Raw genomic sequence first — 25,161 nt, forward strand, 5'->3', positions numbered from 1 at the left:
CGACTACTGCGCGTCGCGCGCCTGCGCGGCGAGCGCGCGTTCGACGCCTGCGACGTTCTCGATCACGAGACGGCGGAGGGCCGGCGGGGCGTCCTGGTTGGCGTCGAGCCAGGCGTGGCTCGCGTCGACGAGGGCGCGGTTCGCGAGCGTGGCCGGGTAGAGCAGGTCGACGAGCTTCTCGGCGATCGCATAGCTGCGGGTCTTCCAGATTTCGCCGAGCATGCCGAAGTACCGCTCGATGAACGGGGTGAGCAGCGACTGGTCGTCGGCCCGCACGAAGCCGGTCGCGGTCGTGCGCACGACCGAGTTCGTCGCCGTGTCGACGTCGATGACCGAGGCCCACGCGCGCTGCTTGCCCTCGGCGGTCGGCGTCGCCGCGCGGGCGTGCGCGGCGGACTCCTGGCCGGTGGCCGTCTTGTCGGACTCGAGTCGGGCGTCGATCTCGGCGTCGCCCGCGCGTCCGGCCGCGACGAGTGCGATGAGCAGCTCCCAACCGAGGTCGGTGTCGATGTCGAGGCCGTCGAGCGTGATCGAGCCGTCGAAGAGGCCCGCGAGGGCGTCGACGTGCGACCCGGCCTCGGCGATCGAGGCGAAGGCCTTCACGAACTGGAACTGGGCGTCGCTGCCGGCCTCGGCCTGCTGCGCGAGCTGCCAGAAGCCGTCGGCGAGCGCACGGCGTGCGTCGGCACGGTGCTCGGGGGCGACGTAGGAGCTCGCCGCGAGCTGCGCGTTCGCGAGGATGATGCGCAGCGTCGTCGACTCGGTCTCGCTCGCGACGTTGCCGAGCACGAGCTCGAGGTAGTCGCTCGCGCCCGTCTCGGCGTCGCGTGTGGCATCCCACACGGAGCTCCAGACGAGGGCGCGGGCGAGCGGGTCCTCGATCTTCGACAGGTTCGCGATCGCGACCTCGAGCGACTGCTCGTCGAGGCGGATCTTCGCGTAGGCGAGGTCGTCGTCGTTGAGGAGCACGAGGTCGGGGCGCGCGAGGCCCACGAGCTCGGCGACGTCGGTGCGCTCGCCGTCGACGTCGAGCTCGACGCGGTGCTCGCGCACGAGCTTGCCGTCGCGAAGGTTGTAGAAGCCGATCGCGAGGCGGTGGGGGCGGATGGTCGGGTAGTCGGGGTGGGCCGACTGCAGCACCGTGAACGAGGTGATCGCGCCCGAGGCATCCGTGGCGATCTCGGGGCGCAGGGTGTTGACGCCCGCGGTCTCGAGCCACAGCTTCGACCAGCCCGACAGGTCGCGGCCCGAGGCGGTCTCGAGCTCGCCGAGCAGGTCGGCGAGGGTCGTGTTGCCCCAGGCGTGCTTCTTGAAGTAGGCCGAGACGCCTGTGAAGAACGCCTCGATGCCCACCCAGGCGGCGAGCTGCTTCAGCACCGAACCGCCCTTGGCGTAGGTGATGCCGTCGAAGTTCACGAGCACGTCTTCGAGGTCGCGGATCTCGGCGACGATCGGGTGCGTCGAGGGCAGCTGGTCCTGGCGGTACGCCCAGCTCTTCTCCATCGAGTTGAAGGTGGTCCACGCGTGGTGCCACTCGGTGGCCTCGGCGGTCGCGATGGTCGAGGCCCACTCGGCGAACGACTCGTTGAGCCAGAGGTCGTTCCACCACTTCATGGTGACGAGGTCGCCGAACCACATGTGCGCGAGCTCGTGCAGGATCGTGACGACGCGGCGCTCCTTGATCGCGTCGGTGACCTTCGAGCGGAAGACGTAGACCTCGGTGAACGTCACCGCGCCCGCGTTCTCCATCGCGCCGGCGTTGTACTCGGGCACGAAGAGCTGGTCGTACTTGTCGAACGGGTAGGGCACGTCGAACTTGGCTTCGAAGTACTCGAAGCCCTGCTTCGTCTTCTCGAAGATGTAGTCGGCGTCGAGGTACTGCGAGAGGCTCTTGCGGCTGAACACGCCGAGCGGGATGACCCGGCCGTCGGAGCTCGTGAGCTCGTCGCGTACGACGTCGTAGGGGCCGGCGATGAGCGCGGTGATGTAGCTCGACATGCGCGGGGTGGGCTCGAAGGCCCAGGTCGCGGTCGACACGTCGTCGGCGCGGCGGCCCGACGGGTGCAGCTGCGGCTCTGGCGTCGGCTGGTTCGAGACGACCTGCCAGTGCGACGGGGCCGTGACGGTGAACGTGAACGCGGCCTTCAGGTCGGGCTGTTCGAAGACGGCGAACATGCGACGCGAGTCGGGCACCTCGAACTGGGTGTACAGGTACACCTCGCCGTCGGCGGGGTCGACGAAGCGGTGCAGGCCTTCACCGGTGTTCATGTAGCGGCCGTCGGCCTCGACGACGAGCAGGTTCTCGGCCGCGAGGTTCGGCAGCTGGATGCGCACGCCGTCGCTCACCTCGGCCGGGTCGAGCGAGACGCCGTTGAGGGTGACCGAGTGCACCTTCGCGGTGATCGCGTCGATGAACGTCGACGCACCCGGCGTCGCCGCGTCGAAGCGCACGGTCGTGGTGGTCGTGAAGACCTCGGGGCCGACGGTGACGTCGAGGACGACGTCGTAGTCGTGCACCGTCACGAGCGCGGCGCGCTCCTCGGCTTCGAGTCGGGTGAGGTTCTCTCCGGGCACGTGCGCTCCTTCGCAAATATCGACGCGGCTCGTGGCCGCAGGCAACGCGTTCCAGCCTAGACCCGTCGACTCGATCGTCGTCGGAGGGGGCCGGACCCGGTGCGGCGGGAACTCGCCATGGCGGAATGTCGCCCCTCGGCCCTGGGGTGTTCAGGTGAGGCTGAGGAAGAGCTTCTCGAGCTCCGCGACCTTGCCGTCGCGGGCGTCGTCGTCGTCCTCGCGCTCGGGGGCGAGGCACTCCTGCATCGCCTGCGAGATGATGGCGAAACCCGCCTTGTCGAGGGCGCTCGTGACGGTCGCGAGACGCGTGATCACGGTGCGGCAGTCGGCGTCGGACTCGACCGCGGCGATGACGGCGTCGAGCTGGCCGCGCGCGCGCTTCAGCCGGTTGGCGATGCGGCGCGCCGCAGCGGGGTCTTCGATGGCGCTCATGTGATGCTGCCTCTCTTTCGGGTCGGGTGGTTCGAGTCGCGGATGCGCCGCGGCGCGGTGTGCTCGATCATGCCGCGTCCGAGTCTTCGATCCGCTCGGACGCCACGGCTGCGAGCTCTTTCGCCCGCATGCCGTCACGCCACGTCAGGTAGCCGCCGTCGAGGTTCCGCACATCGTGGCCGAGCTCGGCGAGCAGTCGCGCCGCGGTGTGGGCTCCCTGGCCGACGCGGCAGTGCACCACGACCGGGCGGCCGGCGAAGTCGTGGTGGCGGTCGCGGAGCTCCTCGACCGGGATCCACGTCGCGCCCGGGATGCGGCCCTCGGCGAGCTGCCCTTCGGCGCGCACGTCGAGCAGCAGTGCGCCGTCGTCGATCGCGTCGTCGAGTTCGTGCCACTGGATGGTCGCGTCGTGACCTGCGGCGCGGTTGCGCGCCACGTAGCCGAGCTGGTTGACGGGGTCTTTCGCGCTGCCGTATTGCGGCGCATATGCGAGTTCGAGGTCGGCGAGGGCCGATGCGGTCAGGCCGGCGCTCATCGCGACGGAGATCACGTCGATGCGCCTCGCGACGCCGTCGGTGCCGACGGCCTGGGCGCCGAGGATGCGGTCGTCGGCCGCGTCGACGATGAGCTTCAGCGATATCGGCTGGGCGCCGGGGTAGTACCCGGCGTGCGAGAGCGGGTGGCTGTGAAGCACCCGCAACGCACGGCCCTTGGCGCGTGCGGTCTCCTCGTTCCAGCCGACCGAGGCGGCGGTGATGCCGGCGACGTCGACGATCGAGGTGCCGAGTGCGGGTCGGGCGGGGGTGGCGTCCGCGCCGGCGATGACGTCGGCGACGTGGCGGCCGTGCCGGTTGGCGAGGCCTGCGAGGGCGACCGGCCTGGAGGTGCCGTCGACGGCATCGGTCTTCTCGGCGGCATCGCCGATCGCGTAGATTCCGGGGACGTTCGTGCGGTGCAGGCCGTCGACGGCGATCGCGCCGCTCGCACCGACCGCGACGCCGGCCGTGCGGGCGAGCTCGGTCTCGGGGATCACGCCCATCGAGGCGAGCACGAGTTCGGCGGGCAGGCGCTCGCCGTCGGAGAGTCGGACGCCGTGCGCGTGGATCTCGTCGACCGTCATACCGAGACGCACCTCGATGCCGAGATCGGCGAGGTGGTCGACGAGCGGGGCGGTCATCTCGGCGTCGAGGATCGGGAGGATGCGGTCTTCGCGCTGCACGATCGTGGTGCGCAGGCCGCGGCGATGGAGGTTCTCGGCGATCTCGATGCCGAGGTGGCCCGCACCGATGACGACGACCGGTGCGCCGGGAGCGAGCTCGCCGACGCGCTGCATGAGCTCGTCGAGGTCGTCGAGGGTGCGCAGGGTGGCGAGGGGGGCGTCGGGGCCGGCCGCCGGGCGGCGCGGCGAGGCGCCGGGCGAGAGGATCAGCTCGTCGTAGGCGAGTTCTTCGGTCTCGCCGGTGCGGAGGTCGCGCACGGTCGCGGTGCGTGCGCCCGGGTCGATGCCGACGACCTCGGTGTTCACGCGGACGTCGAGACCGAAACGCGCCCCGAGGCGCGAGGGGGTCTGCAGTTCGAGCGCCCCGCGGTCGGGGATCACGCCGCCGACGTGGTAGGGGAGCCCGCAGTTCGCGTAGGAGACGGCGCCGCTGCGCTCGATCACGACGATCTCGCGCGCGGCGTCGAGGCGACGCAGGCGGGTCGCGGCTGACATGCCGCCGGCGACGCCGCCGACGATGACGGTGCGCGGCTGCCGCGCAGGGTCGGCTGCGGGGGTGATGCGAGGCGTCTGCGTGTTCATGGTTCCAGTCTGCTGTATACCCCTGAGGTATTGCTGGGAGCGGGGTGGCGGTGTGGGGCGATGGGGGAGGGGTGGCGGGGCGAGAACCCCGCCACCCGGTCCGGCTCCTGGGCCGGTGTGCTCAGCGAGCGAACAGGCGCGCGAAGAATCCGGTCTTCGGGTCGTTCTCGTGACCCGCGCAGCGTTGGCTGCGCGGGACGCCGCGAAGCACCTGGTCGACGTGCTGGCCGCATCCGGCCCAAGTGGTCTTGCCGCATTTGCGGCAGGTCGTGGCTCGACACATGCGTGCGGGTTCCTCCTCGTTCGATGCTCGTCTCGGCGGTCAGTCGTGGTCGCCGTCGCACCACTGCTCGGCGGGCACGTGGACGCGCACGTCTTCGACGTGCTGTCCGCATCCGGCCCAGGTGGTCTTTCCGCAGGTGCACGGAGTGGGGCTGCACATGGTGTTCTCCTTCGGTGCGATCGGGTGATCGCGGTCGTGGGGTGTCGGGTGATGGATGGGTGTGTCGGGTGATGGATGGTGTGCAGCAGGTGGGAGACCTGCTCAGCGCACGATCTCGAGGCCGGTCGCCTCGGATGCCTGCTGCATCGAGCCGGCGTCGGTGACCTCCATCCCGGCCTGCTCGAGCATGGCGGTCGCCTGACTCGATCGATTGCCCGACTTGCAGTACACGACGTACTCGGCCCCGGGGTCGAGCGTCGGGATCGCGGAGGCCAGGTCGCCGCCGCTCAGGTCGAGGTTCACGGCGCCGTCGAGGTGTCCCGCAGCGAACTCCGCGTCGGTGCGCACATCGAGCACGATGCTGTCGGAGCCGAGCTCGATCGGCTCGGCGGCGGTGCACCCGGTCAGGGTCATGGATCCCGCAGCGACGACGGTCACCAGGAGGGCGGTCCGGAGTGTGTTCATGCATCGACTATACCCCAGGGGTATTTAATGTCAGAATCGGTGCATGTCATCCGTAGCGCTCACCCTCGAGAACTTCGAGCACGCCGTCTGCACCGAAGACCTCGTCGTCGTCGACTTCTGGGCGGGCTGGTGCGGCCCGTGCCGATCCTTCGCACCGGTCTTCGAAAGTGCATCCGAGGCGCATCCCGACCTCCTCTTCGGCAAGGTCGACACCGGGGCCGAGCCCGCGCTCGCCGCAGGATTCCGCATCACCTCCATCCCGACCCTCATGGTCTTCCGCGAGGGCGTCATCGTGCACGCTCGCCCCGGCGCACTCGATCGGGTCGGCCTCGACCTGGTCATCGCCCGAGCCAGGGCGCTCGACATGGACGAGGTCCGCCGATCTCTCGCATCGCAGGGCGAGGCCGCCTCATGACGCGGCGAGGTGCGCGCATCGCGCGGCGAGCCTGCGCAACCCGTCGGGGCGAGCGCCTCCTCCGCGGCGCCATCGCCGTCCTGCTCGCGGCCTTCGCCGTCGGCAGCCTCGACAACCTCCTCTTCGCCGTCCCCGCCGCCATCTGCAGCTCCCTGCTCGCCGTGAGCGCGATCACCGGATGGTGCCCCATCGACCTCGGTGCGCGCCGACCCGCCGAGGACGAATCGAACGCGTTCGGATATCCCGACGCGCGCGAACGCATCCCGAACTGACCACGGCGGGCGCCGATCGTGCTCCGACTGGTCGGCAGCCCTTCGTGCATGCGTGAGAATGCAGAGAACACCGACCACGCAGCTCAGGGGAGACATGGCCTTGGAGTACCTCGGCGTCACCGCCGATGAAGAAGCGGTCTACCGCGCCCTCATGTCGCGCCCCGGCGCGCATCTGCTCGAACTCGCCGACGCGATCGCTCTCCCACCCGGTCGGGTGCGCATCGCCGTCGACGGGCTCGTCGAACGCGGCCTCGCCGTGCCGGGGGAGAGCCATCGCTTCGCGGTGACCCCGCCCGACCTCGCGCTCGCCGCGCAGCTCGCCGAGCAGCGCGACCGGCTCAACGAGGCCGAGCTCGCGCTCGCCGAACTCGTCGGCACCTACCGCTCGAGCGCGCTCGGCAGCAGCGAGCGCGAACTCATCGAGGTCGTCGAGGGTCCGGATGCCGTGGGGCGTCGGTTCCTGCAGCTCCAGCACTCGGCGCGCGAGCGCATCGACATCTTCGTCACCGGGCGCCCGCAGGTCGTCAGCGACGACAACACCGAGGAGGCCGCGGCGCTCGCCCGCGGCATCCGGGCTCGTGCGGTGATCGATCGCGATTTCCTCGTCGAGCCCGATGCGGTGCGCAACGTCGAGCAGTCGCTCGGGGCGGGCGTCGACGTGCGCACGACGGGCCAGATCCCGTTGAAGCTCATCGTCGTCGACAGCCGCTTCGCGATGCTGCCCGTCGCCGGCCGCGGCACCGGCGTCGACCCGAGCCTCGTGCTCCGAGGCGGTCCCGCCCAGCTCGCGCAGGGGCTCTTCGACGCGGTCTGGGCGAACTCGCGCCCCTTCGGCACGACGAACGAGGCACTCGACGCCGACGACGGCCGCATCATGCAGTTGCTGCTCGCCGGTTTCACCGACGCGGCGATCGCGACCCAGCTCGAGACCTCGCCGCGCACGGTGCAGCGGCGCATCAGCGCGCTGATGGCGCGCGCCGAGGTCACGAGCAGGGTGCAGCTCGGTTGGCACGCGCGCGAGCACGGGTGGGGGTAGTCGGGATGCCACGGAGCCGACCGCGGGCGTAGCCTGACGCCATGCGCACCACGACCGACGGCTCCGCGCCGACCGCCGAACGCTATCGAGCGTTCGCCGAGGTCGAGGCGCGCGGCCTGTCGGCGACGTACGACGCGTGGGCGCTCGGTATCGCGGGCGACCCCGCGACGGTCGCGCTGATCGACGAGCTGGCGCCCGCGAAGCGGCAGCCGAACCTCGTATTCTCGGCGGCGCGATTCCACGGTGCGCGGCCCGGCCCGTACGCGGGTTTCCGCGAGTGGCTGCGCGAGCACTGGTCCGAGGTCCGCGCCACCGCAGAGACGCACGCCACGCAGACGAACGAGGCCGGCCGCTGCGCGCTGCACCTGCCCGTACTCGCCGAGATCGAGGGGCCGCTCGCCCTGCTCGAGGTCGGCGCCTCGGCCGGGCTCTGCCTCTACCCCGACCGGTACGGCTACCGGTACTCGGGGCACGAGCGGCTCGACCCCGCCGACGGCGTGAGCCGGGTCATCTTGGAATGCGAGACGCGCGAGTCGCACGGAACCGCCCCCGTGCCGGTGCCCGGCCGCCTGCCCGAGGTCGTGTGGCGCGCCGGCATCGACCTCAATCCGCTCGACGTGACGAACCCCGACGACCTCGACTGGCTCGACGCGCTCATCTGGCCCGAGCATCACGACCGGCGCGAGCGCCTGCGTGCGGCGGCGGCGATCGTGGCATCCGACCCGCCGCGACTCGTCGCGGGCGACCTCAACGAACGCCTCGCAGCGCTCGCCGCGGAGGCGCCGGCCGACGCGACGCTCGTCGTGTTCCACACGGCGGTGATCGCCTACCTCGACGAGGGGGCGCGTGTTCGCTTCGCCGAGGCCGTGCGCGAGCTGCCCGGGCACTGGCTCTCGGTCGAGGGGCGCGGGGTCGTCCCCGGCATCCGGGCGCGCGACGACGTGCCGAACGACTCGAGCGACTTCGTGCTCGCGCTCGACGGCGTGCAGCGGGCCTGGGCGCAGCCGCACGGGCGCGCGCTCACGTGGGTGCCGAATCCCTAGAATCGCTGTATGCGCATCCACATCGCGACCGACCATGCGGGCCTCGAATTCAGCCGGACCCTGACGGCCCACCTCTCGAACGCCGGTCACGACGTGATCGACCACGGTCCGGTCGAGTACGACGCGCTCGACGACTACCCGGCGTTCTGCATCAACGCCGCGCTCGGCGTCGCCCGCGACCAGGCCGCCGGCGTGCGGGCGCTCGGCGTCGTGTTCGGCGGCTCGGGCAACGGCGAGCAGATCGCGGCCAACAAGGTGTCCGGCATCCGAGCCGCGCTGGTCTGGAGCATGGACACGGCGATCCTCGCCCGCGAGCACAACGACGCGAACGTGATCTCCATCGGTGCTCGCCAGCACACCGTCGAGGAGGCGATCCGGTACATCGATGCCTTCATCGCCGAGCCGTTCTCGGGCGACGAGCGCCACGTGCGCCGCATCGCTCAGCTCGCCGAGTACGAGACGACGGGCGACATCGCGGGCAAGGGCGTCGATGCTTCGACGGGCTCAGCACGGCGCGTGATGCCCGGCGCCGAGGCCACGGCGGAGTAGCAGGGTGCCCGAGGGCCACTCCGTCCACCGGATCACCCGGCAGTTCGAGCGCAACTTCGTCGGCCACGTCGTCCACGCGTCGAGCCCGCAGGGGCGCTTCGCCGTGGGCGCCGCCGAGATCGACGGGCGCCGCATGACCGACGCCCGCGCCGTGGGCAAGCAGATGTTCCTCGGCTTCGAGGGCGATGTCTGGCTGCGCGTGCACCTCGGCATGTACGGGGCGTGGGACTTCTCGGGCGAGATCCTGATGGATGCCACGATCGCCTCGGCGAACGGGCGGATGGGGCAGACCAACCAGCGCGGAACGTTCCTCGACGCGCCGAACCCCGACGCGGTCGTCTTCGACGAGGCCGGCGAGAACTCGCTGCGCTCGATCGGCGCTCCCCGCAAGACCCGGCTGCGCATGGCCGAGTCCGAGAAGGAGGGCAACACCCTCGACACCTTCCCGCCCGAGCCGATCGGGCAGGTGCGGGTGCGACTGCTCACCGACACGATCTGCGCCGACCTCCGCGGGCCGACCGCCTGCGAGGTGCTCGACCCCGTGCGGGTCGAGCAGACCGTCGCGAAGCTCGGTCCCGACCCGCTGCTCGACCCGGGGCCCGACGCCGAAGAACGCTTCACGAGCGTCGTCCGCAAGAAGCCGACGCCCATCGGGCTGCTGCTCATGGACCAGAACGTCGTCGCCGGCATCGGCAACGTCTACCGGGCGGAACTGCTGTTCCGCGCACGTCTGAATCCGCACACGCCAGGACGCCGGGTGCGCGAAGAACTCGTGCGCGAGCTCTGGCGCGATTGGGCCAGACTCCTGCGCATCGGCGTCGAGACCGGGCAGATGATGACGATGGACGACCTCGACGCCGAGGCGTACCGGGCCGCGATGGCGAGCCGCGACGACCGGCACTGGGTGTACAAGCGCGAGGGGCTGCCGTGCCGGGTCTGCGGCACGAACATCGTGCTCGAGGAGATGGGCGCCCGCAAGCTCTACTGGTGCCCGTCGTGCCAGGCTTGAAGCGCGAGCGCGAGCGCGACGACGCCGTGCCGCTGCTGCTGAAGGGGGCCAGACTCCCCGGCATCGCCGAGCCGGTCGATCTCCACCTCGCCGGCGGGCGCATCGCGGCGGTCCGCCCCGCCGGGAGCGGGGGGCCGCTGACTGAGGCTCCCGCCTCGGGCGGCGTCGCTCGGCGCATCGAGCTCGACGGGTGCTTCGTCGTCCCCGGCCTCCACGACCGTCACGTGCACCTCTCGCAGTGGGCGATGGTCTCTCGCAGGCTCGAGCTCTCGAGCGCCGTGAGCGCGGCGGAGGTCGCCGGCCTCGTCGCGGCGGCCATCGCGGCCGGTGCGACCGAGGTCGCCGGATTCGGGTACCGAGACGGGCTCTGGGCGGATGCACCATCGGCGGCGCTGCTCGACGCGGTGTCGGGCGAGGCGCCCGTCGTGCTCGTCGCGGCCGACCTGCACGCCTGCTGGCTCAACTCGGCGGCGGCGCGTCGGCACGGCGTGACGCTGCCCGACGACGGCGTCCTCCGCGAGGAGGCGTGCTTCGCGCTCGTCCGCGAACTCGACGACGTCGCCGATGCGCTCCTCGACGGCTGGGTCGCCGATGCCGCCCGACGCGCGGCCGAACGCGGCGTCGTCGGGGTCGTCGACTACGAGATGCGCTGGAACCGCGACGACTGGGTCCGCCGGGCCGCCGGCGGGTTCCCGTTGCGCGTCGCCTTCGGCATCTACCCGCAGCACCTCGAGCGGGCGATCGCCTTGGGCCTGCGCACCGGCGACGAGGTCGAGGGCACCGACGGCCTCGTCACGGTCGGCGGCGCCAAAGTCATCACCGACGGTTCGCTGAACACCCGCACGGCGTGGTGCTTCGACCCGTATCCCGGGCTCGACGCGCACGCGCATCCGCACGGTCTCGCGACCGTGCCGTACGACGAGCTCGTGCCGCACCTGCGTCTGGCCCACGCGCACGGCATCACGCCGGCGGTGCACGCGATCGGCGATCGGGCGAACGCGCGGGTGCTCGACGCATTCGAGGAGGTCGGCTGCACCGGCTCGATCGAGCACGCCCAGCTGCTCCGCCATGACGACGTCGCGAGGTTCGCCCGGCTCGGCATCGTCGCGAGCGTGCAGCCCGAGCATGCGATGGACGACCGCGACGTCGCCGACCGCTACTGGGCGGGCCGCACCGATCGGGCGTTCATGCTCGCCGAACTCGCCGCAGCCGGGGTCGAGCTCGCGCTGGGCTCCGACGCTCCCGTCGCGCCGCTCGACCCGTGGATCGCGATCGCCGCCGCCGTCGGGCGGGCGCGCGACGGGCGCACCCCGTGGCATCCCGAGCAGTCGATCGACGCACGGGCGGCGCTCTCCGCGTCGACGAACGGGGCCGGCGACACCGTGCGCGCCGGGCAGCCGGCCGACCTCGCGATCGTCGAGCTCGACCCGTTCGCGGCGTCGGCCGACGAGCTGCGGTCGATGCCGGTCGCCGCGACGCTCGTCGCCGGACGCTTCACGTACTCGCGGCTGTAGCGGCGACGGGGGAAAACCCCCGCCGAGATCCGGGCGTCCGCCGGGTGGGGCGCACGGGCGCCGATCGCGAGGCTGGATTCATGCTTCGGACACGCCTCCGCCGCCCCGGCGCCGCGCTCGGCACCGCGATCGCGGCCCTCGCCGCGGGCGGCCTCGTCGCCGTGGCCTTCGCCGGGTGCGGCATCGTCACCCCCGGCCCCGTCTCGACCGTCGGCGAGGTCGACTTCGACCGGCCGCTCGCGATCCCGCCGCTCGCCGACTCGACGGTCGACGCCGCGGGCACACGCGTGTTCACGCTCGACGCGCAGGCCGGCACCACCGAGTTCGAACCGGGCGAGGCGAGCGGCACGTGGGGCTTCAACGGCTCGTATCTCGGCCCGACGCTCGTCGCCGAGCTCGGCGAACACATTCGCGTCGACGTGACGAACTCGCTCGACGAGCCGACGACCGTGCACTGGCACGGCATGCACCTGCCGCCCGAGATGGATGGAGGGCCGCACCAGATGGTCGCGCCGGATGCCTCGTGGTCGCCCGAGTGGGACATCGACCAGCAGGCGGCGACGCTCTGGTACCACCCGCATCCGCACGGCGAGACCGAGGACCACGTCGCCCGGGGGCTCGCGGGGATGTTCCTCCTGCATGACGAGCACGAGCGCTCGCTCGGCCTGCCGGGGGAGTACGGCGTCGACGACATCCCCGTGATCGTTCAGGACACGGGCCTCTCGGCCGAGGGCGAACTCGAGACGAAGCAGCGAGGCTACGCGGGCGGGCTCGGCGACGAGCTCATCGTGAACGGCACCCGCAGCCCTTACCTCGAGGTGGGCGACGAGCTCGTGCGACTGCGCCTGCTCAACGCCTCCACCGCACGCAGCTACGCCTTCGCCTGGAGCGACGACCGTCCGATCGAGCTCATCGCCACCGACGGCGGCCTCCTCGAAGCCTCCGTGCCGCTCGACCAGGTACGACTGTCGCCGGGCGAGCGCGCCGAGGTGCTGCTGCGCGTCGAACCCGGTGAGCGGCTCGTGCTGCAGTCGCAGATGACGCCCGAGATCGCCGGCCTCGTCGGCCCGGTCGCCGACACGAACGGCGGCAGCGATGCGTTCGACGTGCTCGAGGTGCGCGCCGCCGACACGCTCGAGGCGGCACCCGACGTTCCGGCGCAGCTCAACACGATCGCCGACTTCGACGAGGCCGACGTCGTCACGACCCGCCGTTTCGAGCTCAGCGACAGCTTCGAGATCAACGGCGAATCGATGGACATGGGGCGCGTCGACGAGACCGTCACGGTCGACACCCTCGAACGCTGGGTCGTCGAGAACGCGACGCAGGTGCCGCACAGCTTCCACGTGCACGACGTGCAGTTCCGCATCGCCACGATCGACGGCGAGGCGCCCCCGCCCGAGCTCGCGGGCTGGAAGGACACCATCTTCACCGAACCCGAGACCGAGTACGAGCTGCTCATGCGGTTCGAGGACTACACCGACACCGACACGCCGTACATGTACCACTGCCACCTGCTGTGGCATGAAGACCAGGGGATGATGGGGCAGTTCGCCGTCGTCGAGCCCGGTCAATCTGCCACGATGACTGGAGGGACCCACCATGAGCATTGAGACGACGAACCCCGGACCGACCCCGGTCGCGCCGACTGGCGCGCCGAGCGACGCACCGCCGCGCCGCCGCGGCTACTGGTCGATGTGGGCGACCGTGCCGCGCGAGTTCGGCTTCCTCATCCTCACGATGCCGATCGCGATCACCGGGCTCGTGCTGCTCTCCACGACGTTCTTCACCGGTCTCGGCCTGATCTTCCTCGTGTTCGGCATCTTCATCGTCGTCGCGTCGCTGTTCATGGCGCGCGGGTTCGGCGCCCTCGAGCTGGTGCGTCTCCGGTGGGCGGGCCGACCCGAGACCATCCAGCCCGCATGGGGACGCGGCGATCGCGAACAGGGTTTCTGGCGTGCGACCTTCGCGCCGTTCGTCGACGGGCACTACTGGCTGTACCTGCTGCACGGCATGGTCGTGAACCCGATCGTGAGCGTCATCAGCTGGAGCCTCACCGTCGCGTGGAGCTCGGTCGCGCTCGCCGGCACGACCGGGTGGATCTGGCAGCGCTACATCCCCGACTCGGGGCGCGACGTCTGGCCCGTCGAGTGGGTGCTCGAGTTCATGTTCCCCGGCAACACCTGGGACGTCGACCCCGTGATCGCCGAGACGATCTTCGAGTTCATCGTGGGGCTCATCTTCCTCGCCACGCTGCCGCTCGTGTTCCGGGGGCTCACGCTCCTCCACGACGTCATCGCGCGCGGCATGCTCGGCGCGTGGCGTTCCGAGGCGCTCGAGCGCGAGGTCGCCCAGCTCTCCGCCTCGCGCGGCGCGGCCGTGCAGGCCGAGGACGCCTCGCTCCGACGCCTCGAACGCGACATCCACGACGGCCCGCAACAGCGTCTCGTGCGCCTGCAGATGGACCTCGCCGCGATCGAACGCAAGCTCGACCGCGATCCCGAGTCCGCCCGCGAACTGCTCGGCGAGGCGCGCGACCAGGCCCGCGAGACCCTCGACGAACTGCGGGCGCTCTCCCGGGGCTTCGCCCCGCCCATCCTGCAGGACCGCGGCCTCGCGGTCGGTCTCCGCTCGCTCGCGACGCGCAGCCCGGTTCCGGTCGAGGTCGAGATCGCACTGCCGGATGCCTCGCTGCCATCGCCGATCGAGCGCAACGCGTACTTCGTGGTCGCCGAGCTGCTCACGAATGCGGCGAAGCACGCCGACGCCACCGGCGTCCGACTCGTCGTCTCGACGAGAGACACCGGCGAGACGGGCCACTGGCTCGACCTCTGGGTGACCGACAACGGGCGCGGCGGCGCCTCGACGCTGCCGGGCCACGGGCTCGCGGGCCTCGCCGATCGCGTGCAGGGCCTGCAGGGGCTCTTCGTCGTCGACAGCCCGGTCGGCGGGCCGACGACGATCGGGGCGCACATCCCGTACGTCCCGATCGCCGCGTCCGCTGCGCCCTCGCCGATCGAGTAGGCCCGCCAGGGCCGTCTCGAGATCCTCGGGTCTCGAGACGCTCGCTTCGCTCACTCCTCGACCGGCGAGGACCCGCCGATAGTGTGGGGGCATGACCGACCCGGCCCGCCCTCTCCGCATCGTGCTCGCCGAAGACTCGGTGCTCCTGCGCGAAGGCCTCGTGCGTCTGTTCGACGAGGCGGGCTTCGAGACGGTGGCCGCCTACGGCGAGGCCGACTCGCTGCTCGCGGCCATCGACGAGACCGATCCCGACCTCGCCGTGCTCGACGTGCGCATGCCGCCGACATTCCGCGACGAGGGGGTGCGCGCGGCGATCGAACTCCGTCGTCGACGCCCGAAGCTCGGGGTGCTGCTGCTCAGCCAGTACGTGGAGGGCACCTATGCGCACGAACTGCTGTCGTCGGGCGAGGGCGGAATGGGATACCTCCTGAAGGATCGGGTGGCCTCGCTCGACGAACTCGAAGACGCGGTCGAACGGGTGAGCGAGGGCGGCACCGTGCTCGACCCGCAGGTCGTGCGCGAACTGCTCTCGCGGCGCAGCGACCCGCTGGCGTCGCTCACGCCGCGCGAACGCGAGGTCATGGAGCTCATGGCCGAGGGCCGCACCAACGCCGGCATCGCGAAGCAGCTGTTCATCGGCGTCGGCGCGGTCGAGAAGAACGTGACCTCGATCTTCCAGAAGCTCGCCCTCGAGGATTCGGGCACCGATCACCGGCGCGTGCTCGCGGTGCTCACCTGGCTGCAGCGCTGATCACCGTGCCGGGCCCGGCCTCTGCGGGTCGACTCGTCAGTCCGCGGCGCGTCGGAGCGGCACGTGCGTGCCGACCACCTGCCGATAGCTGCGGTACCCCTTGAGCATCCACAGCGCGAACTCCACGAGCGCGACGGCGACGCCCGTCGCGATCGACCAGCCGAGCGACCCGCCGAGCGCAGAGACGATCGCGCCGACGAAGAGGCCGATGAGCGCGGTGTTCACGACGAGCATGACCATCGCCGAACTCGCGAACACCTGCGATCGGTCGCGCACGGCGAACGGGTAGTACGTCGTGCCGATGCCGGCCTCGTCATCGCTCGTGCCCATCAGGAAGTACGGTTCGAGACCCGGGTCGAGATCGAGGTAGGCGCCCCGCAGACGGTTCATCGCGAGCACGTATGCGAGATCCTCCGTCGCCGAGTTGAACACCCGCAACTGGGTGATCGCGCCGAGCAGCACGAGCAGCGCCAGGATGCCGAGCGCGGCGACCCCGAACCATCCTCGGAAGCCGGTCGCGTTGCCGAGCACGCCGAGGGTGACGAGCCCGGCGGAGACGAGCGTGAGGAAGATCGCGATGCGCGTGAGCACCTCGCTCTGCGTCGTCGAACGCGAGGCGAGCAGGCTCCAGTGCTCGGTCGCGAGCAGCTGCGCGCGCAGCGACTTCTGCGCATCGTCGAGCCGCGCGGCGTCGTCGCCGTCGGACTGCGCGTGCCGCGGAGCATCCGCCGTCATACCCGCATTCTGCACCCGGCCCGCGCAGGCCGCCACGGTCAGCCGCCGGTGGAGCGTCCCCGCGGACCGCGATGGAGCTCGACGACCTTCGCCGCACCCGGCGAGTCGGGATCGTCGGTGATCGGCGCGTCGGCCATGAACTGCCGGATCACGTGCGCGAGCTCGCCCGGATGACTGAAGTTGATGGCGTGCGCCGCCCCCTCGATGACGACGACGGTGACGTCGGCGTCGACATGGGCGATGACCTCGTGCACGCGCTCCGCATCGGGCATGAGCGGATCGCGGTCGCCGAGCACGGCGAGGATCGGGACGGGCAGCGCGAGGAGGCGTTCGAGAGTCGGATACCGGGTGAGCGCACCGAACATCTTGACGGTGCTCGCGACCCCGAACTTCAGGTAGTCGGGCGCGGCGACGCGCACCATGCGGCGCGGCTCGCGGCCGCCGTCGCGGGCGAGCTGCGCCATCGCGCGCACGAGCGGTTGATTGTGCAGGCCCCCTGCGGGGGAGACGAGGATCGCGCGCTCGAGGCGATCGGGGAAGTGGTGGCCGAACTCGCAGATGACGGGGCATCCCATCGAATTGCCGAGCAGTGTGGCCTTCTCGATTCCGAGGGCGTCGAGGAACCGCGCCGCAGCCTCCGCGAGGGAGACCAGGGTCAGCTCGGATCGCGGCCGCCTGGCGCTGCGACCGAACCCGGGCAGATCGGGCACGAGCGTGTGGAAGTCGTCGGCGAGGAGCTCGGCCGTCGGCAGCAGGTAGTGGCCGGAGAGCCCGAATCCGTGCACGTGCATGACCACGGGGGCATCGGCGGGCGGCGTGGGCGACTCGCGGTAGAACACGTCGAGCCCCTCGACGGTCGTCCAGCGCTCAGCGAGCATCGACTGCGGGCGCCGGGGCGTCTTGCGCTCGCGATGCCGAGTGGAAACCGTCTCGGCGTGCCCGGCACGCTGAGACGGCTCGGGCCCGGATGCTTCCGCCGTCATACCGGCAATTCTGCACCCGGGCCCGTCAGCCCGCCATCGTTTCGTCTACTTGACGGCGATGTGCGAGAAGAGGAACCAGCGGTCCTTGTCGAGGCCGCGCCGGATCTCGATCGCGACGTCCTGGCTGGCGGGGTCGAGCTCGCCGAGTCCCTCGATCGCCGCATTGACCTTCTCGGTCGCGAGATCGATCTGCGTGACCACGTCGGCGATGGCCTCGTCGTACGGCAGGAAGCCGAGCTTCGGGTCCTTCGCGCCGCTCTTCGCTGCGACGGTGCCGAGACGGCCGTCGATCGGCAGCCCGAGGGCGACGACGCGCTCGGCCGCGAGGTCCGACCAGTCCTGCGCATGGGCGACGACGTCATCGAGCAGTTCGTGCACGGCGATGAAGTTCGCCCCGCGAACGTGCCAGTGGGCCTGCTTGCCGTTGACGGCGAGGGCCACGAGCTCGTGGACGACGGGGGTGAGGTACTGGGCGACGCCGGCGGCGACGTCGGCGTTCGATCCGGTCTTCGGTGCGGTCTGGATGTCGGTCATCGTGTCCACCTTCCCTGGAGTGATGTCTTCTTCAACGCTACGCAGATGCCCGGGTATTTCAAGGAAGGGAAGGCAAGGCTGACCCTGCGCGACTTCGAGTGCCGGTCTTCCCCGGCGATGAGGCGAACCGATAGTTTGTGCTCATTCCGATCGAGAGGGGTCTGCCCGCATGTTCTTCCTCAACAGTCTCTGGGACTGGTTCTGGTTCCTGTTCTGGGCGTTCGCCTACGTCGCGTACCTGTTCGCACTGATCTACATCATCATCGACATCTTCCGCGACCACTCGCTGAACGGGTGGCTGAAGGCCGTCTGGCTGATCTTCCTCGTATTCGTGCCGTTCCTCACCGCGCTCGTCTACCTGATCGCGCGCGGCGGCGGCATGGCCGAACGGTCGGCGCGCAAGCAGAACGAGTACCAGGAGTACAGCGAGGAGTACATCCGATCGGTCTCGTTCGCGAGCCCCACCGATGAGATCGCGAAGGCGAAGGCGCTGCTCGACGCGGGCACCATCACGCAGGGGGAGTTCGACGCGCTCAAGAACAAGGCGCTCGGCAACAAGTTCTGAGGGGTTCCGCAGCAGATGCCCGAACGGCCCGCGACGATGTCGCGGGCCGTTCGGCTGATCCGGAGGGGATGACGGGAATCGAACCCGCGTAATCAGTTTGGAAGACTGAGGCTCTACCATTGAGCTACATCCCCGTGACCCGCTCGCGGGCACTGGATCATCCTAGTACACGCCGTCGGCACCTTCGTGCACCTGGGTGCCGGGAGAGCCTGCACGTGGTCGGCGCCGCCCGGCGAAACCGCTATCGCAACGCGCCGATCGAGCTGATCGTGCTGCGCGCGAGCCGCAGCTGACGCTCGTACGTCGCCGCGAGCACCACGAGCAGCACGCCGGCGATGCCGAGCCAGAGCCACCACCACACGGCCTCGTAGAGCCAGGTGATCGCCGGCCACAGCTGCACGAGCGCGGGCACGAGCAGCACCGCCCCGCCGAGGATGAACGGCGCCTGCAGCCGGCGGATCACGCCCGCGATCAGCGTCGCGAGCGCGACCGCGCCGAGGGCGACGATGCGCCACAGCTCGGGGTCGACGAAGTCGGCGAGCAGCGCCGGCGCGAGCAGGATCGTGAGCCCGGCACCGAGCGCTGGCCAACTGCCGAGCGCGGGGGAGCGGCGCATCGCGACGGCGCCCGCGGCGACGAGGGCGAGCCCGACCGGAGCGGTGACGAGGTCGAACGGGTCGACCGTCGCGCTCACGAGCGCGATCAGCCCGCCCAGCACGAGGACGCCACGTGTCGTCCACGCGAAGATCGGCCCGGCGATCGGACGTGCCCGCGTCGCGGCGCCGGCGACGTGGGCTGCGCCGACGACGGTGAAGAGCACGGCCGCGCGCAGCGCAGACGCGTCGTCGGAGACGATCGCGAGCAGCGTCGGGAGTGTCGCCGCGACGAGCGAGGCGGCGAGCCCGGCTTCTGCGACGAGCGCGGGTCGCGAGTCCGTGCGGGCCCAGACGACCGTGACGACGAGGCCGCTCGCGAGCGCGACGAGGGGCCAGAACTCGAGCGGCAGCCCGCTGTCGCCGGTCTGCGCGACGGTGATGCCCCGAACGAGCGCCGCACCGGTGACGGCGGTCCACCCGGTCGCCGCGGCGAGCAGGCGCACGGGCACGCCGCGTAGCGTCTGCGGCAGGAACCCGGCGGCGATGGCGACGACGGCACCCCCTGCGACGAGCACGAGCGTGCGCAACTCGGATGCGCCGGCCGAGCCCACGCTTGGCAGCACCGCGACGCCCGCAGCGACGGCGAACAACGCCGTGCGCCCTCGCGAGGTCGCCCCTTCGGGCGCACGCCGCCACGTGATGAGCGCGCCGCAGACCAGGAGCGCCGCCGCAAGCGGCAGCGTGTACGCCTCGACCTCGTCGACGCCGTCGCCGAGGAAGCGGTTCCAGACGGCGAAGACCGCGAGGGCGGCGCTCAGCCAGGCGAAGTGGCGCACGGGGCTCTCGCCGCCGACCGGGTCGCCCGCGAGCGCGGCGAGCACGATCGGCACCGGCGTGAGGATCGCGAACACCAGCCACGGCTCGCCTGCGCCCGCGAGCGTCCACGTGATCGCGAGGAGTCCGAGCAGGCCGACCGCGGCCGACCAGCCGATCATGGCGGCGTCGTCGCGGCCGCGCGACACGAGATGCGCGAGTCCGGCGCTCGCGAGCGCGGCACCGGCCACGGTGTAGGCGAGTGCCTCCGATCCGGCAAGCTCGAGGGCGAGGAGCCCGCCCGCCGCGCCGAGCGCCAGCGGTGCGATCGCGGCGACGGCGATGCGCAGTCCTGCCGGCGCCGAGGGCCGCAGCCAGGGCACGGATGCCGCGGCGAGCAGCGTCGCCGGAAGCCACGACCACGTGGCATCCGGTGCGACGACGACGAACTCGCCTGCGGCGACGACGGCGCTCGCGAGGAGCGGGACGGTGAATGCGATGCGGTCGCCGGGGCTGCCGAGACGAACGAGCCCGGCGACGCCGATGAGCAGCGACGCGCCGATGCCGAGCACCAGCCACGGGGCGGACGACGGTTCGTCGAACCGCACGCCCCTCGACTCGAGCCACCACACGAGCGATGCGAGCACGGTGACGGTGAGCGCGGCCGCGACGACGACATGCACGATCCCGGTCGCCGCCGCCTGCCGACCCCAGATCCGGCCCGCGAGCGCCCGCCCGCCGACGGCGGCCGCGAGCACGGCCCCGCTCGTCGCGGGCCACACCTCGGGGGCGGTGAAGCCGAAGACCACGGCGAGGATCGCGGCCGACACGCCCGCGACCGTTGCGACGGCGAGCAGGCCCCCCGTGGCGCGGCGGGAGAAGCCTGCCCAGGCGAGCGCGCCGAGTGCCACGGCGAGCCAGATCGACGCGGTGGCCCACGGGGCATCGACGACCGCGCCGGCGACGAGGAGCGCTGCCAGCGCCGCTCCGACCGGGAGGGCGATGAAGCGGCCGAACCGGCCGATGATCGCGAGCGTCGCGGCGCTGCCGAGGGCCACGACGACGGGCAGGAGCACCGCACCGAGTTCGGTCGCGGCATCGAGGCCGAGCGCGCCGTCTCCGCGGAGACCCGGGGCGGGAAGCCGGTCTCGGACGAGCCGGGAACCGATCGCGGCGATGCCGACGAGCGCTCCGGGCAGGGCCGAGCCCACGGCCACGAGCGCGCCGGCGAGGAAGGCGCCGAGTTCGGCCCCGCGCCGGACGCTCGCTCGTCGGAGGGCGAATGCGAAGAGGCAGAGCACGGCCCCCGTCACGGCCGGCGCGAGCCAGATCGCCGTGCCGGGTTCGATCTCGACGGCGATCGACACCGCCGGTGCCAGCGCCGCACTGAGCCCGAAGGCCGAGGCGGCGGTGACGCGCCACGCCGAGGGAACGGCGGCCGCCCGGGCGCCGAGTGCGATGACGAGGACGAGCCAGACCGCGGCGGTGCCGAGGAAGCCCCAGAGCGGATGCCACGCCAGCTCGGGCATCGCCCAGGCGGCGGTCAGCAGCGCCAGGACGCCCCCGGCGAAGCCCGCCGCGAGCAGGATCGTGCGTTCGACGATCGGCGGCAGGGCGAGCGCGGCGGCGCCCAGCACCGCGGTGGCGAGCGAACCCGCCCACACCCCGGTGACGACGTCGCCCGCGGGGGCCAGCTGCGAGGCGAGCAGGGCGGCCGAGATCGGCAGGAGGGCCGCGGCGGCGTAGCCCGTCGTGCGGATGCCGGTGATGCGCCGGGCGAGGGCGAGCAGCGCCGCGACGATGAGGAGGGCGCCGCCCGTGTACCCGACGGCGTCGAGCGAGTCGGTGCCGAACAGCCCGTTCGTGCGCACGATCCAGACGTCGAGCAGCAGCAGGACGACGGCCACGGACGCGACGCCCTCGGCGGTTCCGGGCAGCCGCCGCGCACGAAGCAGCCAGGCGATGCCGAGCACCACGATGCTCAGCGCGGCGGTGATGACGGAGCGCACCTCGAGGCTCGCCACGAGGTACGCGACGAAGAGGAACACGATCGCGGTGATCGAGATGAGCACGACGCCGAGCGTCAGGAGGAGGACCTGCACGCCCGAGCGTCGCGCACGATGTGCGGAGGCGGAGGCGGAGGCGGCCGGGGGCGGGGACGACGGCGGCGCGGCCGATGCCGCGGCCGGCGCGGGTGCCGGTGCCGGCGCCGGCACCGCGAACGACGGTGCCGGTGCCGGCATGATCGGCGCAGCCGGTGCCGGGGCATCAGCCACCGGGGCGCTCGCGCCGATCGGCGACGGGGGCGCCGCGGTCGGCGGCTGCGCCTCGACCGACCTCGCGACCTCGACCGCCCTCTGTGCGGCACGCATGCGTGCGATGAGCTCGACCCGCGTCGCGCTCGCGGCGTGGAGGCGGGTTCCGACCTCGAGCAGCTCGAGCGAGGCGGGCACGCCGAGGTCGAGCCCGCAGGCGGCGCATCGTGGGGAGGGCAGCTGAGCGAAGCACGCGGGGCAGCGCGTCGTGTCGACGAAGAACGCGGGGTCGGCAGGCCAGCGCAGCGCGCCGTCGGGAGCGGCGGTCGGTCGGTCGGTCATGGCGACACTCTGCCAGCCGAGCGGTCCTGACCGCGTGATCGCTCCACAGGCGCGTCGTGCTCGGACGGTCGAGGTCAGCAGCGCCCGCCGCGCGTGCAGTAGACTTTCCGGGGTCCACCCGCCTGACGTGTGTTTCGGCATGCCCGCGCGGGTGAATCGACGAGTTGAGTCGGCGACTCGGGGCGTAGCTCAGCTTGGTAGAGCGCCCGCTTTGGGAGCGGGAAGTCGCAGGTTCGAATCCTGTCGCCCCGACGAGTTGCTCGACTCGACACGAACTTCCACACAACAGGAGATCTTCCCCATGCCGACCACTTCGGTTGAGAAGCTGAGCCCCACTCGCGCCAAGCTCACCATCTCGGTGACGCCCGACGAGCTGAAGCCCAGCATCGCCCACGCGTACGAGCACATCGCCGAGCAGGTCAACGTGCCCGGCTTCCGCAAGGGCAAGGTGCCGCCGCCCATCATCGACCAGCGCGTCGGCAAGGCCGCCGTGCTCGAGCACGCGGTCAACGAGGGCCTCGACGGTTTCTACCGCGCCGCCGTCGCCGAGCACGAGCTGCGCCCGATGGGCCGCCCCGAGGCCGACATCGTCGAGTGGCCGAGCGAGAAGGACTTCTCGGGTGAGCTGCTGCTCGCCATCGAGGTCGACGTCCGCCCCGAGATCGAGGTGCCGGCCTACGACGGCCTCGAGCTCGTGGTCGACTCGGTCGAGGTCGGCGACGACGAGGTCACCGAGGAGCTCGACCGCCTGCGCAGCCGCTTCGGCACGCTCATCACGGTCGACCGCCCCGCCAAGTCGGGCGACTTCGTGACCCTCGACCTCGTCGCCACGATCGACGGCACCGAGGTCGACACCGCCAGCGGCATCTCGTACGAGCTCGGCTCGGGCGAGCTGCTCGAGGGCATCGACGAGGCGCTCGACACGCTCTCGGCCGGCGAGACCACCACCTTCGCCTCGAAGCTGCTCGGCGGCGACCACGAGGGCGAGACCGCCGAGATCACGGTGACGGTCGGCGCCGTCAAGGAGCGCGAGCTCCCCGCGGCCGACGACGACTTCGCGCAGATCGCGAGCGAGTTCGACACCCTCGACGAGCTGACCGCGTCGCTCAAGGAGCAGGCCGGCCGCAACAAGGTCTTCGGCCAGGGCAACCAGGCTCGCGACCTCCTCGTCGAGAAGCTCCTCGAGCTCGCCGACGTGCCGGTCGCCCAGGGCGTCATCGACGACGAGGTGCACCGTCACCTCGAGGGCGAAGGCCGCCTCGAGGACGACGTGCACCGCGCCGAGGTCGCCGAGTCGAGCGAGAAGGCGTTCAAGACCCAGATCCTCCTCGACGCGATCGCCGAGGCCGAGAAGGTCCAGGTCAGCCAGGAGGAGCTCACCCAGTACCTCGTCCAGGGTGCTGCGCAGTACGGCATGGACCCGAACGAGTTCGTGCAGATCCTGAGCCAGCAGGGCCAGATCCCCGCCATGGTCGGCGAGGTCGCGCGCAACAAGGCGCTCGCGATCGCGCTCGGCAAGGCGAAGGTGTCGGATGCCTCGGGCAACCCCGTCGACCTCTCCGAGTTCACCGCCGTGGGCGACGACGAGAGCGCCGACGAGGCCGCCGAGGCTCCCGCCGAGGAGAAGAAGCCCGCCGCGAAGAAGCGCGCTCCGAAGAAGGCGGCCGCCGAGGCGCCGGCCGAGGACGCCGCTGAGGCGCCTGCGGAGGAGAAGAAGCCGGCTCGCAAGCGCGCGCCGAAGAAGGCTGACGCGGAGTAATCACCGCATCGCAGTACGAAAGGGTCGGGCGTTCTCGCTCGGCCCTTTCGTCGTCGCCGTGACGGTCGGCAGAGGAAGAGACGGGATGAACGAGACGAGCGAGTGGCAGCGACGCGTCGACGAGGTGTGGGCCGCGGCCGACGAGCTCGGCGAGCTCGAGGTCATCCGGCGCATCGACGCGCTGGCCGCCGAACGCGGTGAACACGACCCGCTCGCGCTCTTCGAGCGGGCCGGTGCCCGCGACTCGGCCGGGCTCGAGCGAGAGGCCGAGCCGCTCTACCGTCGCGCGATCGAGGGCGGCCTGACCGGCTCGGAGCGCGTGCAGGCGCATGTCCAGCTCGCCTCGACCATTCGCAACCTCGGACGGCCGCTCGAGTCGATCGCGCTCCTCGACGAGGTCGAGCCCGAGTCGGGCGAGCTCCGCGACGCGGTCGTCGCGTTCCGTGCGCTCGCGAGGGTCGATGCGGGCGACGCCCGCCGCGCGGCATCCGACGCCCTCGCGGCGCTCGCACCCCACCTGCCGCGCTACCGCGTGTCGCTGGCTGCCTACGCGGCGGAACTCGCGGCATCCGCCTAGGGCGAACAGCCCGGTTCGCGCGCGTTGCACCGGATAGATTCGATTCAACGCGACAACCGAAACGGAGCGACACATGGCCGAACCGACACCAGGCACCGGTGTTTTCGATCGACTGCTGAAGGACCGCATCATCTGGCTTGGCTCCGAGGTGCGCGACGACAACGCCAACGAGATCGCGGCGAAGCTGCTGCTGCTCGCCGCAGAGGATCCGAAGAAGGACATCTACCTCTACATCAACTCGCCCGGTGGCTCGATCACGGCCGGCATGGCGATCTACGACACGATGCAGTTCGTGCCGAACGACATCGTCACCGTCGGCATCGGCATGGCCGCCTCGATGGGGCAGCTCCTCCTCACGGCGGGCACGAAGGGCAAGCGGTACATCACGCCGAACGCGCGCGTGCTCCTCCACCAGCCGCACGGCGGCTTCGGCGGCACCGCGAGCGACATCCAGACGCAGGCGCAGCTCATCCTCGACATGAAGAAGCGCCTCGCCGAGATCACGGCCGCGCAGACCGGCAAGTCCGTCGAGCAGATCAACGCCGACGGCGACCGCGACCGCTGGTTCAACGCGCAGCAGGCGCTCGAGTACGGCTTCGTCGACCACATCCGCGAGTCGGCGCTCGACGTCGCCGGCGGCGGCGGAACCCAGGCGTAGGCACCGAGAGAAGAGAG

22 protein-coding genes and 2 tRNA genes are annotated in these 25,161 nt (G+C 71.4%); 15 read left to right on the forward strand and 9 right to left on the reverse strand.

Features of this window, described 5'->3' with window-relative positions; all coding sequences use genetic code 11:
• Window positions 1–3 precede the first annotated feature (3 nt).
• The 4 genes from pepN to GQQ93_RS09965 all read right to left on the reverse strand — a co-directional run bounded on the left by pepN (window position 4) and on the right by GQQ93_RS09965 (window position 5,714).
• Window positions 4–2,574: an aminopeptidase N gene (gene pepN / locus GQQ93_RS09950; protein ID WP_157424081.1), complete on the reverse strand. Its 2,571-nt coding sequence runs from the start codon at window positions 2,572–2,574 to the stop codon at window positions 4–6.
• Between the two features lie 150 nt (window positions 2,575–2,724).
• Window positions 2,725–3,006: a metal-sensitive transcriptional regulator gene (locus tag GQQ93_RS09955; RefSeq protein ID WP_157424082.1), complete on the reverse strand. Its 282-nt coding sequence runs from the start codon at window positions 3,004–3,006 to the stop codon at window positions 2,725–2,727.
• A gap of 67 nt (window positions 3,007–3,073) precedes the next feature.
• Window positions 3,074–4,807, reverse strand: coding sequence for an FAD-dependent oxidoreductase (locus tag GQQ93_RS09960; protein ID WP_157424083.1), 1,734 nt, complete (start codon window positions 4,805–4,807; stop codon window positions 3,074–3,076).
• Window positions 4,808–5,351: 544 nt separating this feature from the next.
• Complete coding sequence (locus GQQ93_RS09965) at window positions 5,352–5,714, reverse strand: rhodanese-like domain-containing protein (protein WP_157424084.1); 363 nt, start codon at window positions 5,712–5,714, stop codon at window positions 5,352–5,354.
• Window positions 5,715–5,757: 43 nt separating this feature from the next.
• On the opposite strand from GQQ93_RS09965, the gene GQQ93_RS09970 reads away from it, so the two are divergent.
• From GQQ93_RS09970 to GQQ93_RS10015, 10 genes are all read left to right on the forward strand, one after another.
• A complete protein-coding gene (locus GQQ93_RS09970) occupies window positions 5,758–6,129 on the forward strand; it encodes a thioredoxin family protein (RefSeq protein WP_157424085.1) in 372 nt (123 codons plus the stop codon).
• Window positions 6,126–6,401, forward strand: coding sequence for a YgaP family membrane protein (locus GQQ93_RS09975; RefSeq protein WP_157424086.1), 276 nt, complete (start codon window positions 6,126–6,128; stop codon window positions 6,399–6,401). The genes GQQ93_RS09970 and GQQ93_RS09975 overlap by 4 nt, the downstream gene beginning before the upstream one ends.
• A gap of 94 nt (window positions 6,402–6,495) precedes the next feature.
• On the forward strand, window positions 6,496–7,437 hold the full coding sequence (locus GQQ93_RS09980) for a helix-turn-helix transcriptional regulator (RefSeq protein ID WP_170296170.1): 942 nt from the start codon (window positions 6,496–6,498) through the stop codon (window positions 7,435–7,437).
• Between the two features lie 41 nt (window positions 7,438–7,478).
• Window positions 7,479–8,480: a DUF2332 domain-containing protein gene (locus tag GQQ93_RS09985; RefSeq protein WP_157424088.1), complete on the forward strand. Its 1,002-nt coding sequence runs from the start codon at window positions 7,479–7,481 to the stop codon at window positions 8,478–8,480.
• A 9-nt stretch (window positions 8,481–8,489) separates the two neighbouring features.
• The gene (locus GQQ93_RS09990; protein WP_157424089.1) at window positions 8,490–9,029 is read left to right on the forward strand and encodes a ribose-5-phosphate isomerase; all 540 of its coding nucleotides are present in this window, start codon (window positions 8,490–8,492) and stop codon (window positions 9,027–9,029) included.
• Window positions 9,030–9,033: 4 nt separating this feature from the next.
• Window positions 9,034–10,038: an Fpg/Nei family DNA glycosylase gene (locus tag GQQ93_RS09995; protein WP_157424090.1), complete on the forward strand. Its 1,005-nt coding sequence runs from the start codon at window positions 9,034–9,036 to the stop codon at window positions 10,036–10,038.
• Window positions 10,017–11,552, forward strand: a complete 1,536-nt coding sequence (locus GQQ93_RS10000) for an amidohydrolase (protein ID WP_246192263.1) — start codon at window positions 10,017–10,019, stop codon at window positions 11,550–11,552. Before GQQ93_RS09995 ends, GQQ93_RS10000 begins: the two co-directional genes overlap by 22 nt.
• A gap of 80 nt (window positions 11,553–11,632) precedes the next feature.
• On the forward strand, window positions 11,633–13,165 hold the full coding sequence (locus GQQ93_RS10005; protein ID WP_157424091.1) for a multicopper oxidase family protein: 1,533 nt from the start codon (window positions 11,633–11,635) through the stop codon (window positions 13,163–13,165).
• Window positions 13,155–14,576 (forward strand): sensor histidine kinase, encoded by a 1,422-nt coding sequence (locus GQQ93_RS10010; RefSeq protein WP_157424092.1) that lies wholly within the window; start codon window positions 13,155–13,157, stop codon window positions 14,574–14,576. Before GQQ93_RS10005 ends, GQQ93_RS10010 begins: the two co-directional genes overlap by 11 nt.
• Before the next feature lie 91 nt (window positions 14,577–14,667).
• The gene (locus tag GQQ93_RS10015; protein ID WP_157424093.1) at window positions 14,668–15,327 is read left to right on the forward strand and encodes a response regulator transcription factor; all 660 of its coding nucleotides are present in this window, start codon (window positions 14,668–14,670) and stop codon (window positions 15,325–15,327) included.
• Window positions 15,328–15,363: 36 nt separating this feature from the next.
• On the opposite strand, the gene GQQ93_RS10020 is transcribed toward GQQ93_RS10015, so the two are convergent.
• From GQQ93_RS10020 to GQQ93_RS10030, 3 genes are read right to left on the reverse strand one after another with little or no spacing between them, the layout of a single operon-like run.
• Entirely contained in the window at window positions 15,364–16,062 is a 699-nt protein-coding gene (locus GQQ93_RS10020) for a hypothetical protein (RefSeq protein ID WP_157424094.1), read from the reverse strand.
• 38 nt (window positions 16,063–16,100) lie between these two features.
• Window positions 16,101–17,045, reverse strand: a complete 945-nt coding sequence (locus GQQ93_RS10025) for an alpha/beta fold hydrolase (protein WP_157424095.1) — start codon at window positions 17,043–17,045, stop codon at window positions 16,101–16,103.
• A 45-nt stretch (window positions 17,046–17,090) separates the two neighbouring features.
• The gene (locus GQQ93_RS10030) at window positions 17,091–17,579 is read right to left on the reverse strand and encodes a Dps family protein (protein ID WP_157424096.1); all 489 of its coding nucleotides are present in this window, start codon (window positions 17,577–17,579) and stop codon (window positions 17,091–17,093) included.
• A 169-nt stretch (window positions 17,580–17,748) separates the two neighbouring features.
• Here GQQ93_RS10030 and GQQ93_RS10035 point away from each other — a divergent pair, with 169 nt between their 5' ends.
• Window positions 17,749–18,144 (forward strand): SHOCT domain-containing protein, encoded by a 396-nt coding sequence (locus GQQ93_RS10035; RefSeq protein WP_157424097.1) that lies wholly within the window; start codon window positions 17,749–17,751, stop codon window positions 18,142–18,144.
• Window positions 18,145–18,207: 63 nt separating this feature from the next.
• Here the strand turns inward: GQQ93_RS10035 and GQQ93_RS10040 are convergent.
• Window positions 18,208–18,278 (reverse strand) — tRNA-Gly (locus GQQ93_RS10040).
• A 107-nt stretch (window positions 18,279–18,385) separates the two neighbouring features.
• Entirely contained in the window at window positions 18,386–22,150 is a 3,765-nt protein-coding gene (locus GQQ93_RS10045; RefSeq protein ID WP_157424098.1) for an SCO7613 C-terminal domain-containing membrane protein, read from the reverse strand.
• A 178-nt stretch (window positions 22,151–22,328) separates the two neighbouring features.
• Here GQQ93_RS10045 and GQQ93_RS10050 point away from each other — a divergent pair.
• The 4 genes from GQQ93_RS10050 (at window position 22,329) to GQQ93_RS10065 (ending at window position 25,144) form a co-directional block, all read left to right on the forward strand.
• A tRNA-Pro gene (locus GQQ93_RS10050) sits at window positions 22,329–22,402 on the forward strand.
• 49 nt (window positions 22,403–22,451) lie between these two features.
• Window positions 22,452–23,909, forward strand: a complete 1,458-nt coding sequence (gene tig, locus GQQ93_RS10055; RefSeq protein ID WP_157424099.1) for a trigger factor — start codon at window positions 22,452–22,454, stop codon at window positions 23,907–23,909.
• Between the two features lie 85 nt (window positions 23,910–23,994).
• Window positions 23,995–24,486, forward strand: coding sequence for a tetratricopeptide repeat protein (locus GQQ93_RS10060; protein ID WP_157424100.1), 492 nt, complete (start codon window positions 23,995–23,997; stop codon window positions 24,484–24,486).
• A gap of 73 nt (window positions 24,487–24,559) precedes the next feature.
• Window positions 24,560–25,144, forward strand: coding sequence for an ATP-dependent Clp protease proteolytic subunit (locus GQQ93_RS10065; protein ID WP_022887941.1), 585 nt, complete (start codon window positions 24,560–24,562; stop codon window positions 25,142–25,144).
• The last annotated feature ends 17 nt before the right edge of the window (window positions 25,145–25,161 follow it).

Source organism: Agromyces lapidis, assembly GCF_009749405.1.
Classification (GTDB): Bacteria; Actinomycetota; Actinomycetes; order Actinomycetales; family Microbacteriaceae; genus Agromyces; species Agromyces lapidis.